Annotated in this window: 11 protein-coding genes; 10 read left to right on the forward strand and 1 reads right to left on the reverse strand. The window is 53.9% G+C overall.

Features of this window, described 5'->3' with window-relative positions; all coding sequences use genetic code 11:
• Positions 1–22: 22 nt before the first annotated feature.
• The 10 genes from TH2_RS17510 to TH2_RS17555 all read left to right on the forward strand — a co-directional run bounded on the left by TH2_RS17510 (position 23) and on the right by TH2_RS17555 (position 13,154).
• Complete coding sequence (locus TH2_RS17510; protein WP_008891774.1) at positions 23–1,192, forward strand: hypothetical protein; 1,170 nt, start codon at positions 23–25, stop codon at positions 1,190–1,192.
• Positions 1,185–1,538: an ankyrin repeat domain-containing protein gene (locus tag TH2_RS17515; protein ID WP_008891775.1), complete on the forward strand. Its 354-nt coding sequence runs from the start codon at positions 1,185–1,187 to the stop codon at positions 1,536–1,538. The genes TH2_RS17510 and TH2_RS17515 overlap by 8 nt, the downstream gene beginning before the upstream one ends.
• A 536-nt stretch (positions 1,539–2,074) precedes the next feature.
• Positions 2,075–2,338 carry a hypothetical protein gene (locus TH2_RS17520; protein WP_238538728.1) on the forward strand — a complete coding sequence of 88 codons (264 nt, stop codon included), beginning with the start codon at positions 2,075–2,077 and terminating at the stop codon, positions 2,336–2,338.
• Complete coding sequence (locus TH2_RS17525; protein ID WP_008891777.1) at positions 2,325–5,093, forward strand: class I SAM-dependent DNA methyltransferase; 2,769 nt, start codon at positions 2,325–2,327, stop codon at positions 5,091–5,093. Before TH2_RS17520 ends, TH2_RS17525 begins: the two co-directional genes overlap by 14 nt.
• A gap of 3 nt (positions 5,094–5,096) precedes the next feature.
• Positions 5,097–7,148 carry a pseudomurein-binding repeat-containing protein gene (locus tag TH2_RS17530; protein ID WP_008891778.1) on the forward strand — a complete coding sequence of 684 codons (2,052 nt, stop codon included), beginning with the start codon at positions 5,097–5,099 and terminating at the stop codon, positions 7,146–7,148.
• Positions 7,141–8,337 carry a GIY-YIG nuclease family protein gene (locus TH2_RS17535; RefSeq protein WP_008891779.1) on the forward strand — a complete coding sequence of 399 codons (1,197 nt, stop codon included), beginning with the start codon at positions 7,141–7,143 and terminating at the stop codon, positions 8,335–8,337. Before TH2_RS17530 ends, TH2_RS17535 begins: the two co-directional genes overlap by 8 nt.
• Positions 8,334–9,443 (forward strand): ABC-three component system protein, encoded by a 1,110-nt coding sequence (locus tag TH2_RS17540; protein ID WP_008891780.1) that lies wholly within the window; start codon positions 8,334–8,336, stop codon positions 9,441–9,443. The genes TH2_RS17535 and TH2_RS17540 overlap by 4 nt, the downstream gene beginning before the upstream one ends.
• Positions 9,440–9,937 (forward strand): ABC-three component system middle component 2, encoded by a 498-nt coding sequence (locus TH2_RS17545; protein WP_008891781.1) that lies wholly within the window; start codon positions 9,440–9,442, stop codon positions 9,935–9,937. The genes TH2_RS17540 and TH2_RS17545 overlap by 4 nt, the downstream gene beginning before the upstream one ends.
• Complete coding sequence (locus TH2_RS17550) at positions 9,934–11,787, forward strand: SMC family protein (protein WP_008891782.1); 1,854 nt, start codon at positions 9,934–9,936, stop codon at positions 11,785–11,787. The genes TH2_RS17545 and TH2_RS17550 overlap by 4 nt, the downstream gene beginning before the upstream one ends.
• Positions 11,788–11,999: 212 nt before the next feature.
• On the forward strand, positions 12,000–13,154 hold the full coding sequence (locus TH2_RS17555; RefSeq protein ID WP_008891783.1) for a P-loop NTPase family protein: 1,155 nt from the start codon (positions 12,000–12,002) through the stop codon (positions 13,152–13,154).
• Here the strand turns inward: TH2_RS17555 and TH2_RS17560 are convergent.
• Positions 13,148–13,762, reverse strand: a complete 615-nt coding sequence (locus TH2_RS17560) for a gamma-glutamylcyclotransferase family protein (RefSeq protein ID WP_008891784.1) — start codon at positions 13,760–13,762, stop codon at positions 13,148–13,150. The genes TH2_RS17555 and TH2_RS17560 overlap by 7 nt on opposite strands.
• Positions 13,763–14,010: the final 248 nt, after the last annotated feature.

A 14,010-nucleotide genomic window follows, 5' to 3' on the forward strand; every position in this document is an offset into this window, starting at 1 on the left:
TTGCGCCGAAACTGTCGGGAGAATGCATTCAGGCGAAATCTCCGGCAGACTCGGTATGTGCGACGATAGTGAAACGAAAGATCAGAACTTGCAGGGCAATGTGTTGCCGCTGTTTCCAAGAGAAGCGTTCAAAAACAACGGCAAAGGATTTGCCGCAGATGCGCATTCAGATCCTGATAGAGGCTTTGAGATGCGCACGATCAGGTACTATCCGGATGCCCAGAAGGAATACGCCCGCAACTTGCTCCGAGGCTTGATGTCAGAGAAGGTGCTTTCTCCACAGGCGCTGCGCGATGAAATCATGGAGCGCGAAGATGCTGCGTTGATAGAGGCTTCAGGCTGGACGCCACAACGAAAGAACGCCGCGCCCCCACGCGAGGATCGTTTGCTTTCTCGTGCCGACCTGAAGAATTGGCTTGGGGAAAACGCAACGCACCAAATAGGCGATGATAAGTTCTACTTTGTGGATCGGTTCATCGAAACCAAGATTCCCGTGGAGCAGCGTCAGGCGCTTGACCTGTCGATCAGGGACTCGAAACGGCAATATCAGCTTCAAGCGTTTCGCGACTTCAGCAGCCATAGCCAAACCACGGATACCGCATGGCAGCGGGCCGAACTCTCAAACACTGTTTGGCTTTGCATCAGAGATGGGTTTCACACAAGCCAGGATGATCCAGCTCTAGGCTATCATTTCCTTCTTTTGATCGAGGAATTCAGGCAAGGGGTTGCGCCCGTCACGCTCGCCTTCGGCAGTAGGGCCTACGCCGACCACCTCATCGAACATGAGCTTGCCAGCGAGGAAACTCTGTCTGCCGAATTATTGAAACGATATGATTGGCGAAACGACAAGCTGAGTACGTTCGTCACGGGGTATGCATTCCAGACATCCTGTTTCATCGAAGATGTCGATGACGAACTGGCTGTGATGAATTGGTCATTCAGTATGGTGGCTCGCCGAGATCATCGTACCGTCCGCGAGTCCTTGCCACTCGTCTTTAATCAACCGCTAAAGGGAATCTATCTCACTCTTTGGTCGCAAAATTTTCGGGACGGCGAGACGCCAAGGATGTCCCACGGCGAAATTGGTATGTTCAACCATCACCAAGTCCAGAACGAAGAGCACTCTATAATACGCACAGATATCGACCCCTCGGAAATCGCAAAGTTTGTAAGGGGGTACAGTTTTGGGTAAAATAAAAGATGTAATGCCGAATGATAAATCGGGCACGGAACATGTGCCGCCAGATATATTTCGTGCTGCTGAAAACAATGATCTAGAGGAGTTGGCGTTTGCTCTGCAAAGCGGACAACGATTAGACCATCAGCGAGAGCCAGATTTGATGACGCCCGTGCACGTGGCGGCAGCGTTAGGTCACGCTGACTTCGTACGGGTATCTATGGAGATTCATCCGCAAGTTGCTTGGATACGAGATGAGATGGACCGACGACCCATCGAACACGCGAATGCCCGTAATGATCAGGTCACTGCGGGATATCTGAAAGACGCGATGTTCCAACCTCCCGAGAACGCTCTCTGAGCAACGGTCCGCAGAACCTCGTCAAAATCTTTCCTTCGATCACCACCACGCTGAAATCACCTGTTTTCCCAATTATATCAATAAGTCCGACCCGCAAGATGTGCGGTGTACTACACCGCAATCTTGGCAAGGGAGCCCGCTGCGCGCTCCCGTTGCATCCCTCCGGCCTTGGCTCTTCCTGGGCATTGAACCCATCCAGAGCCATCAGAACGTTTCGCCGTTCCATCACTCGCGGGAGACTTCGCTCTCCCTGCACCCATCGATCAAAGGGGCTATCGCGCCCCTTGTGAAATCCACTCGTCAGGGTAATAGCCCCCGACACCTGCCAATCGGGGGAGCGTTCCTGCTCCCACCGATACCCCCATGACCATTTCATGGAGACCAACCCTGCGCGGTTTGGATGCCGATCAAGTCTGTCGCGCCCCGATACCTACGACCAAGAGTCTCCCCGTGCTCTTTGGATACATGGGCCAACCTTGCGCAAGTTGGATGGGCGTCACCGTTTCGCCACTGGATTTCGACCAAGGGGAGCGCCCTTGGATGCGGCGATGGTCTGTGGAGGAATCCTCGAAATACCGTTGGCACATTGTGTATCCAAAGGCTACACTCATCGCATGAAAGACTCAGGAATGCGCATCAGGGTCGAGCGTCAGCTCCGCGAGAAGTTCCTCGAACTTTGCCGCGAGCAGGACAGGCCCGCCTCGCAAGTGATCCGAGAGTTCATGCGTGAGTATATCGAGCGCAACGAGCAGACTATAGCCAACGACAAAAACAAAGGACGAAACCTTGAACGCCGTTGAGATCGAAGAGGCCATATCCAAACTTGCCGAGCAGCCGTTCGACGCCGAAGAGTTCCCCTTCGCGTTCCTGGAGGCGTTCGGCAACAAGGCTACGACGATCAAACGCTTGCGTTCCGGCGCGTCCAACAAGTCGGATGTTGGCGGCGTTCTTCAGACCAACAACATCCACCTCATGGTTGCTGAAAATGGCGCGGTCGTAGAAGCCCTTGCGGCGCTCAAGGCCAGTCCTGCGACGACAAAAGCCCGCGCAAAATTCATTCTCGCCACCGATGGGAAGGACTTTCAGGCTGAAGACCTGAACAGCGGCGAGGTCATCGTCTGCAACTACCCCGACTTCCCCGACCATTTTGGCTTTTTCCTTCCGCTCGCGGGCATCAGCACAGTCAAACAAATCCGTGAAAGCGCCTTCGACATCAAGGCGACGGGTCGTCTGAACCGTCTCTATATCGAATTGCTGAAGGACAACCCTGAATGGGGCACGGCGGATCGCCGCCACGACATGAACCACTTCATGGCGCGGCTGATCTTTTGCTTTTTCGCGGAAGACACTGACATCTTCACTGAGGCTGATCAGTTCACGGCCACCATCGAACGGATGAGCGAGAAAGACAGCTCAAATACGCATGAAATCATCAGCGAGCTGTTCCGATCCATGAACACAAAAGTTGCTGACCGTGAGAAGGAAGGTATCGCTCGCTGGGCCAACAGCTTCCCCTACGTGAACGGCGGGCTCTTCTCAGAGAGCGTTGACGTCCCACGCTTCAGCAAGATCGCACGGTCCTACCTCCTTCATATTGGCAATCTCGACTGGAAGAAGATCAATCCTGACATCTTCGGATCGATGATCCAGGCCGTCGCCGACGACGAAGAGCGCGGCGCTCTAGGCATGCACTACACCAGCGTTCCGAACATCTTGAAGGTCCTCAATCCGCTGTTTCTCGACGATCTACGCGAGAAACTTGAAGAGGCGGGCGACAATGCCCGCAAGCTGCTCAATCTTCGCAACCGCATGGCCAAGATCAGGGTTTTCGATCCCGCCTGCGGATCGGGCAACTTCCTTGTCATCGCGTACAAGGAAATGCGCGCCATCGAGGCCGAGATCAACGAAAGACGCAACGAGACGGATCGACGATCCGAAATCCCGCTGACAAATTTTAGAGGGATTGAACTCCGTGATTTCCCAGCCGAGATTGCCCGCCTCGCGCTCATAATCGCTGAATATCAGTGCGACGTGCTTTACCGCGGGCAACGTGAAGCCCTTCGTGACTTCCTCCCACTCGACGCCATGAACTGGATAACATGCGGAAACGCCTTGCGGCTAGACTGGCTTAGCATTTGCCCACCGACTGGGACTGGGGTGAAGCACCATGCCGACGACTTGTTTATGTCACCCATCGATCAAGCCGAGATCGACTTCGAGAATGAAGGTGGAGAGACCTACATTTGCGGAAACCCGCCGTTCAAGGGGACGCGCAAACAAAAGCCGCATGAAAAAGAAGACCTGCAACAGGTATTTGGTGGACTTACATCGAAATGGAAGAACGTTGACTATGTAGGAGCGTGGCTTATGAAAGCCGCACTCTTCAACGACGTATGCCATGCACCATTCTCGTTCGTGGCTACCAACAGCATATGCCAAGGTCAGCAAGTCCCTATAACATGGGATTTGCTTCTGAAGAGAGGGTTTCGTATCCGCTTCGCTCATACATCCTTCACATGGTCAAACCTCGCGGCCAACAAGGCGGGTGTCACGGTTGTCGTGACGGGCGTTGACCGCGAAGCGGGTGGACCGCGATGGATTTATTCCGGCGAGAACCGCCGCGAAGTAGCAAACATTAACCCCTACCTTACCGAGCATAATATTTCTGTTGTCCCAGCTTCCAGAAGGCCGATCTTTTCTAAGGTCGCGATGGATTATGGCGTCTACTATTCAAAGTCAGGTGGTTTGATTCTCGACTCAAAGGATAAGGACACGTTGCGGCAAGAAGGGCTGCCGCTTCATTTTGTTCGGCGCTTCCTTGGATCAACTGAGTTCATCAATGGCAAAGAACGGTTTTGCTTGTGGATTGACGACAACGAGTTGGAAGAGGTCTCTAAATATGTTGGTGTCCGGCAAAGGATTGAAAGTGTCCGGCGCGACAGGTTGGAAACGGATGACAAGGCTGTGAATAAGCTCGCGGCCAAACCTCATCAATTCCGAGAACGGAAGGGAGATGACGCATCAAAAATATTCGTTCCCATAGTATCTTCCGAAAATCGCGAGTACTTTCCGGCTGGCCTAGCTGATGCAACAGTTGTTCCGACTAACAAGGCATTCTTTATTTCTAATGGCCCTCTTTGGGCACTTTCAGTAATCTCTTCAAAGCTGCATTTGTCATGGATTGATACGATCTGCGGGCGTCTGCGTACTGACTATTCATACTCTAATACGCTTGGGTGGAACACGTTCCCACTTCCATCACTGACAGAGAAAAACAAAGCCGACCTGGCGCGCTGCGCGGAGGACATCCTTTTGGCGCGAGAGGCGCATTTCCCTGCAACCATCGCCGACCTTTACGAAGTGAAGGATGGTGAAGCCATGATGCCACCTGATCTGCGCGCCGCCCATGATCGCAATGATGAAGTGCTCGAACGCGTCTATATAGGCCGTCGTTTCAGGAACGATACTGAGCGTTTGGAAAAGTTGTTCGAACTCTACACAAAGATGACGACAGCAAATGATTTGAAAAGAACGAATACTCGAATGAAGGCATAACCAATGAGCAGCGAGAAAACCGCCCCCTCCGTATCAGTCACCTACGCCCAGAATGGCAATTCGACCAAATCGAATGAGTTGGGCATGCGACCGATGCAGGAACGCGCCTATGAGAAGCGCGGCGAGCAGTATCTGCTGATCAAGTCACCGCCCGCATCGGGCAAGAGCCGTGCGCTGATGTTCGTAGCGCTGGACAAACTGCACAATCAGGGCCTGCGCAAGGCCATCATCACCGTCCCAGAGAAATCCATCGGGTCGAGCTTTGCCGACGAGCCGCTATCCAAGTTCGGCTTCTGGACCGACTGGCATGTCGAGCCGAAATGGAACCTTTGCAACGCGCCAGGGTCGGACGGCAGCAAGGCCGACTCGGTTGGCTCCTTCCTAAAGGGTGATGATCGAGTTCTGGTATGTCCGCACGCGACGTTCCGAAACGCCATTGAGAAGTTCGGCATTGAGGCTTTTGATGACTGTCTGATCGCCGTGGATGAATTCCACCACGTTTCCGCAAACCCTGAGAACAAGCTTGGCGCGCAACTCACCGAGTTGATCGGACGGGACAAGGTTCATGTCGTTGCGATGACGGGCTCGTATTTCCGAGGCGACGCCGAGCCTGTTCTGATGCCGCATGACGAGGCCAGGTTTGATACGGTTACCTACACCTATTATGAGCAGCTAAACGGCTACAAGTATCTGAAGCAGCTCGATATCGGCTATTTCTTCTACTCGGGTGCGTATGCGGATGACATCCTCAAGGTTCTCGATCCGAACGAGAAGACCATCATCCACATCCCGAGTGTCAATTCCCGCGAGAGCACTAAGGACAAGCACCGCGAAGTCGAGCACATCATCGACGAGTTGGGCGACTGGCAAGGTACGGACCCTGCGACGGGCTTCCAGTTGGTCAAGACATCGGACGGACGCATCCTGCGGATCGCCGATCTGGTCGATGACGAAGCCGCCAAGCGCGACAAGGTTTCAGCTGCGCTGAAAGACCCCGCCCAGAAGAACAACCGCGACCACATAGACATCATCATTGCGCTTGGCATGGCCAAAGAGGGCTTTGACTGGGTTTGGTGCGAGCATGCCCTGACGGTCGGATATCGCGCTAGCCTGACCGAGATCGTTCAAATCATTGGGCGAGCGACCCGCGACGCCCCTGGAAAGAGCCGCGCCCGCTTCACCAACCTGATTGCCGAACCGGACGCATCGGAAGATGCCGTTACCGAAGCGGTGAACGATACGCTCAAGGCCATCGCCGCAAGCCTGTTAATGGAGCAGGTTCTCGCCCCTCGCTTCAACTTTACCCCGAAACGCGCAGACAGTGGACCTGTCGAGGGCTTCGACTATGGTGAAGGCGGTTACAAAGAAGGCGAATGCAATGTCGGCTTCAACGAAGAGAGCGGCCAGTTCCAGATCGAGATCAAGGGGCTCACTGAGCCAAAGAGCGAAGAAGCCGAGCGCATCTGTCAGGAGGACCTGAACGAGGTGATCGCCGCCTTCGTGCAGGACAAACCGACGGTCGAACGGGGAATGTTCGACGAAGAGCTTGTGCCCGAAGAGCTGACGCAGGTCCGCATGGGCAAGATCATCAAAGACAAATACCCCGAGCTGGATGACGAAGATCAGGAAGCTGTCCGCCAGCACGCCATCGCCGCTCTCAATCTGACCCAGAAAGCCAAAGAAGCAGCACTCAAGGAAGACGACGGCGAAGACAAAGCCAACACGGCTCTGATCGATGGAGTACGGAAGTTCGCGATGGATGTTCGTGAACTCGACATCGACCTGATCGACCGCATCAATCCATTCAGTGAAGCCTACGCGATCCTCGCAAAGACGATGAGCGAGGAAAGTCTGAAACAGGTTGCGGCCATCATCTCCGCGAAAAAGGTGCAGCTAACGCCTGAAGAAGCGCGTGATCTGGCCAAGCGGGCGCTGAAGTTCAAACAGGAGCGCGGCAGGCTGCCGTCGATCACCTCGCCCGATGCGTGGGAGAAGCGCATGGCCGAAGGTGTAGCCTATCTGGCTCGCATGAAATCCGAGGCTGCTGATGGCTAAGCAGTTCACTGAAGAAGACGATGCGCTGCTTGCCGAACTCGGGGTCGAGGTCGAGGCCAAGAAGGTCGCTGCGAGAACGCCGCAGGAAGAACGTGTCATCGCGGGGTTTGAAGAAATCCAACGCTTCGTCGAAGAGCACGGTCATCCACCGCAGCACGGCGAAGATAAGAACATCTTCGAACGGCTCTACGCGGTTCGTCTTGATCGGTTGAGAGAGCTTGGCGAGTTCAGGCAGCTCCTAGAGCCGATTGACAAAGACGGTCTGCTGGACGCTAGCGGTCCAGTCGCCACGTCCATCGACGACGACATTGATGACGAAGCGCTTCTGGCCGAACTCGGCGTCGAGGCGGAAACTTCGGACATCACCGAACTACGTCATGTGAGGTCCAGCGCTGAAAAGAAGGCGGCGGAAGAGATCGCCAATCGCCAGAAGTGTGAAGACTTCGAACGGTTCAAGCCGTTGTTCGAGCAGGTTCAGAACGAAATTGATACAGGCATGCGAACGACACGGCCCTTTGAACGCAAGGCCGAGATCGCGCCAGGACGCTTTTTTATCGTAGGCGGACAAAAAGCCTATGTTGCAGAAATGGACGAAGCGTTCCTGACGGCGCAAGGCATGACCGATGCCCGTTTGCGCGTGATCTTCGACAACGGCACCGAGAGCAATATGCTCATGCGCTCCCTACAGAGAGCGCTTCATAAGGATGATGCAGGCCGTCGAATTACGGACTCCTCGGCAGGACCGCTCTTCGCCGACCATACGGCTGACGGCGATGAGGCGAGCGGCACGATCTACGTCCTCCGCAGCAAGTCCGATCTTCCGATTGTGAAGGAGCATCGCAACGTGCTCCACAAGATCGGCGTAACAAGTGGAAAGGTCGAGCGGCGCATCGCCAATGCAAAGATAGACGCCACGTTCTTGCTGGCTGATGTCGAGGTTGTTGCGACCTATGAACTCTACAACATCAACCGAACGAAGCTCGAAAACCTGATTCACCGCATCTTCGATCCGGCCCGTCTCGACATCGAGATCAAGGATCGCTTTGGCAATCCTGTTGTCCCTCGCGAGTGGTTTCTTGTGCCGTTCAATGTGGTCGATGAAGCCGTCGAGCGGATCAAAGACGGTAGCATCAAGGGCTACGTATACGATCCGCAGCAAGCCCGTCTTGTGGAAAGGAAGGCGGGATGAACGACGTTTCGAAGGATACTTTTAAGATTTTGACCGAGGATATTCCCGAACCGACTTCGCAAGGCGGCGTGTCCTCGGGAAAGATCGTCCACGGCAAATTGATTCCGCCGCAACAGCAAATCTTTCTGTTTTCCGCTGACGACTGGGAGGCATTTGTCGAGGAATGGGCTCACTATCAGCGCACGCAGTACAAGATTGTCACGCGGCTTTCTGCATCGGCAGATATGGGCATAGACGTCGCCGGATTTACAGACGACGAAGGCTTTCAAGGCGCATGGGATAACCACCAGTGCAAACACTACAGCAACGCCATAGCGCCAAGCACTGCTATTCCAGAGATTGGAAAGTGCATCTGGCATGCTTCGGAAGGACGCTTCGCCCCGCCACGCAAATACTACTTTATTGCCCCAAAAGATTGCGGGATGAGCCTGAAAAAGCTCCTCCTTAACAGCGCGGACTTAAAGAGTAAGTTATTCGAGAAATGGGATGATTGGTGCGCCGATTCCATTACGTCTACAAAGACGATTCCGCTGGAAGGCGATTTCCTTGCCTATGTGGAGGCCTTCGACTTTTCGATCTTCACATTCAAACCGACCTTGGACATAATCGAGGAACACAGGAAGACACCGTATTTTGCGGCACGGTTTGGCGGCGGTCTACCGGACCGCCCATCCGCTGAGACACCGCCCGAAGAGCCAGACCCAAACGAAAGCAGATATCTCCAACAGCTCCTCGATGCATACGGCGATCACAACGGTCAACCGTGTGCTGACACATCGGCTCTGGCTGCTTGGCCCGAACTCGTCGCGCATTTCAATCGGCAACGCGAAGTCTTCTATCACGCCGAGTCACTGCGAAATTTTGCGCGTGACAACGTGCCCCAAGGCACCTTTGAGGATTTGCAAGATGAGGTCTTCTCGGGCGTCATTGAAGTCGAAGGGGCGGCACATGACAGTGGCCTCTCTCGGGTAAACGCCGTAACACAGGCGGCAGCGCAATTACCTTTAACGGCAAATGGATTGATCAGCGTCACGAAGATCCAGGACAAGAAAGGTATCTGCCATCAGCTTGCGAATGACGATCGCCTTAAGTGGGTGAAACCATGACCGATGAACGCGACAGAAACCGACCCTTCAATTCGGCACTTGAAACAGGCCTTCGCTCGGTCAGCTTGTTGGTTGCAGCATATCCTCGATCCTTTGATCTTCAAAGATTGGTGACGTTCGATCACCTCGTCGTCCACACAGGGGACGTTGGCGGACCAACGAGTCTACATGCTGCGGTTCCAATGCGAACGGCGGAGCTTCTGGTGCGCCGTGGTCTGGTCGAACGTGGCCTGTTGTTGATGGTCAGCAAAGGACTCGTGAGCAGACACGTCGATGATTCTGGCATCGTCTTCGCGGCGGGTGACTTTGCCGAGACTTTTCTTTCGAGCCTAACCAGCGACTACATCCGCATACTGGTAGATCGCGCAGCGTGGGTTGTGCGTGAGTTTGGGGACCTACCCGATGCGGATTTGAAGGCTAGAGTCGGCGAGTATTTCGAACAGTGGATTGAACAATTTCAAGCCCCGCAAAAAAGTCTGGCGGGTGAGCAATGACAGTTAATCGTCTCATCCTGCGGCACATCGCTTTCACGGGTCCGAAGAAGGAGACCGCTCATCTGGCGTTCAATTCTGGCCTGAACGTCATTCATGGAGCTTCGGAGACAGGAAAATCATTTCTTGTTGAGGCTATCGATTTCATGCTGGGGTCGAGCAAAGCGCTCCGCGATATTCCCGAGCGCGTAGGTTATGAAACGATTTTTCTGGGAATTGAGGAAGCTGACGGGTCTCAGTTTACACTTGAGCGAGCTGCCGCTGGTGGCGGGTTTAGATGCTATGACGGATTGCACATTTCCCGTCCTCAAGATGTCGAAGCAAAAACTCTCGGACCAAGGCACAACCCAACCAACCGCGAGAATGTGTCCATGTTCTTGCTGGACAAGATCGGGTTAGCAGGAAAGCGAATTCGCAAGAACGCGAGAGGAGAAACGAATACGCTGAGCTTCCGAAATCTAGCCCATCTTTGCTTGATCTCAGAGGGTGAAATTCAGAAGGAAGGTTCCCCGATAGAAACAGGGCAGTTCACGAGCCGTACGGTAGAGCTATCCACCTTCAAACTCCTTCTGACAGGTAACGACGATAGCGCTGTTGAACCCGAAGAAGCACAGCGGACCAAGCGTTTATCGAGAACCGCCAAAATCGAAGTCATAGACGACCTTATTATAGAAAACAAAGAACGTCTAACTGGCCTCATCGGTGAAGATGACGATGAAGCTGATCTCTTGGATCAAGTGCAACGTCTCGACCAGTCATTGGATCGTGAGAAGGATGCTCTTGATCAGTCTGAGGAGGAATATCGTGCAGTTGCGTCCCGCCGTAACGAAGCAAGGCGTGCATTGGAGGAAGCGCGGGAGCGGCGAGCTGAGATATCCGAACTTCTGAAGAGGTTCCAATTGCTTGATGATCATTACCAATCCGATCTCGTTCGCCTCGAAGGTATTCGCGAGAGTGGGGTTTTGGTCTCAGCCCTCGATGCTCAGAAGTGCCCGCTTTGTGGATCAGAACCGAATGAACAGCATTTAGACGGCGATTGTGACGGCAATGTCGAGGCCGTTATTCAAGCGGCGAATGCGGAAGTGGAGAAAATCAGAAAACTGAGGGCGGAGTTGGCCGACACCGTTTCGCAGTTGAACGCCGAGGCGCAGGAGTACGAAACGCTCGCTCCGCAGCTAGGTGAGCAGCTTGAGCTTGCCGTCGGCGAGCTTCAAGAGATCAACCCAGAGCTGAAGTCCCAAAGAGCAGCATATACCGAGTTGCTCAATCGTCGGTCGTCAGTCGAAGCCGCGTTAAGGATACTATCGACGATATCCGAATTGGAAGAACGTCGAGCTGAACTCGAAGCCTCTCCTGAGACAACACCCTCGCAAAATGAGCCCGCCTCAGACTTGTCTTTGAGTACACTTAACTCGTTCTCGAAAGTCTATGAAGAAACTCTGAAGAATTGGAACTTCCCTGACGCTGACAGAGTTTACTTTGATCAGCCGTCGCGAGATTTCGTAATTTCAGGAAAGCCTAGAGGTGCTCGCGGAAAGGGTATGCGCGCTCTTTCGTATGCAGCGTTTACCGTCTCGCTACTAGAATTCACGAAACGAAACGACCTTTCTCATCCTGGCTTTGCTGTTTTGGATACACCCTTGCTTGCATACCGGGAACCTGACGGCGATGAAGATGATCTTACGGGTACAGATGTTCATCAACGTTTCTATGAACAGCTTCATGCGATATCTGGTCGGCAGCTCATCATATTGGAGAACGTTGACCCTCCAAGCGCCATTCGGGAAGATGGGCAGTGTAGTTTCTTCAGTAAGAATCCGAACAGTGGACGCTACGGATTCTTCCCAATTTGATTTCTATGACAGCCTCGTAGTCGGGCAACTTTAGGCATTGCTTGACGATCTTCAAAGAATCCTGCACGCTGAACTTGGCCTTAGGTGCATGCCGGTGTGTCCGCCACGCAAAGCAACGCAGCACTTTCATCGATACATGAAAATTCCAGTCCATTTGTCGGGATCTGGTTAGTAGCGGGCACCTAGTCGGATCCCCATTTGGGAACTGTACCATGACTATCAAGAACGAAATCCAAACACTCAAAACACTCGCCAAGCGCTACGCGCGTGCCAACAGGTTGCCCCTACACAAGGCGCTTGACGCGTTGGCTACCGAGCTCGGCTTTGCACATTGGAGCGAAGCAGCGAAGAAAGCCAAAGCGGGATGGCTTCCTTCCGAAGAGGAAGTGTCCCGTGCCAAAGCGTTTGCGCGCCAAGTTCATCAGGATGGGTACAAGAAACATAGCTTCATCGAAGCAAGTTTTGCGCGGCCCGTTGATGAACCCGTCAGACAAGGCAAGATCGGAGACCATGCGTTCTCTGTCTACGAGGTCTTCGGAGATATCCGCATGGAGGGTGAAGGCTGGCGCATCCTCGTAGGCGAGGCTCAGTTTGCCCAACCCGTCGTCGAGATCGAAAAGCCGCATTCGGATACAAGCCCCGTGCGGGGCCGTGAGTTTTTGGACGCGGCGCTCGTGATCGCCGATGAAGAGGCGGCAAAGGTTCGCGCGGGCATTGCAACAGACTGGCCGAGGCGCTCCACAAAGCCTGATGCAGAAGGGGTGGTCGCTCATCCGCTGTTCGGGGATCGGGCAGCTGCGTGGTTCTGTCTTCACTGCGACGGTGAAATCACAGGCACGCAACTCGCCGAGAATCTCTGGCACTGTCCTGGCTGCGGAGCAGCACCTATCGACATCTTCTCATCATCTGACTGGCTCGGCGGGGATGATATAAAAACGAAACCTGTCAGTGTCTCGGGCACTCTGGCACGACCTGAGCCACGGATCGAAGTCGTGGACTCACGACCCAAACTGAACCTCAACGAAGAGAGCACCGCCTTGCTTTTGCGCACTGCGTTGCTGGAAGATGCAGCCACTCCATCCGAACGTATCGGTGCACTCTTGGCGGAGATTTACGTTGATGAAGAGGGTGACACCTCTATTGTACTGGATGAGGACCTTTGGCCCGAAGACAAAGACCCTGAGGCCGCGATGGCTGTTGCAAAGATGTTGGGTTCTGAGCTTGAGCTTGCCGTGACTAGCATGACATTCCCGTTTGCATGGCCCAATCTAGGGCACGTGACGACAAGCACGCGGGAGTATGTTCAGATGATACTGGATGCCTACACCGAGCACGGCGTCATTCATCGCGGCGGCGACGGTCACTGACTTTGAAGCTTAGCAAGCGCTTGTTCCAAAGTCTCGCAGTCTGTCTTGCGAAGAATTTCCGTCTCATATGAGGGAGAGAGAGCGGTGACTATGCCGCTCTCTTTCGCGGCTTTCAGATATGTGATGCCGTCGAGTCCCGCGTCAGCTTTCGCAACGCTTGCTATGGCTAGATCGGCAAGCCTTTCAGCCGTCAGAGGAGTAATTGTCGCGGCGATCTGTGTGTACAAAACAACGTCCAGTCCTGCGAAGTCAGTCAGACGTTCAACCAAGACATTCTTCTCTGTCACAACTTTCGGACGTTTGTAGAGACGGTCGGTTTGGCCTTGCCTGCCGATTTCCCGCCTGTAAAGGATGTGGGTCGCTTCCTCTTCGGACAAATTCATCACGAAGACCTGGCCCACGACCTGAGCGCCGCCGCTTAAAAGGGGGACAAGCGTTGGTGCACCGCCTCGACCAGAACTGCTACGCGCGAACTCGACGTGGAACGGTGTCATCACGTCTTTGATGACTTCAGTGTGGTGCGTTTCGATCTCGATACGCGGATCGGAAATCAGTGAGCCGTAAGCGAGAATACCAATCGTTTTTCTGTTTTGCGCGTCTTTTGACATTTTTGATATCTGTTTTGTACGTTCAAACAGACTTCAGTAGATCAGGATTCCACCATCTCTTTCAACTATCGGGCGCACCCCCTCAACATATTCGGGGGCGGGCTCTCGTGAACCGAGCCAGCGAGCCGTCTCGGCCATGCGGCTTCGATCCCTTGCGCATCATCTGACAGCCCTGAAGGGCTGACTTCTTCCTTTTCGTTTCGAGGGCCTGCGGCCCCGTCCTCCGTCAAGACCAAGCCCTTCGCTTT

This window comes from Thalassospira profundimaris WP0211 (assembly GCF_000300275.1).
Lineage (GTDB): Bacteria > Pseudomonadota > Alphaproteobacteria > Rhodospirillales > Thalassospiraceae > Thalassospira > Thalassospira profundimaris.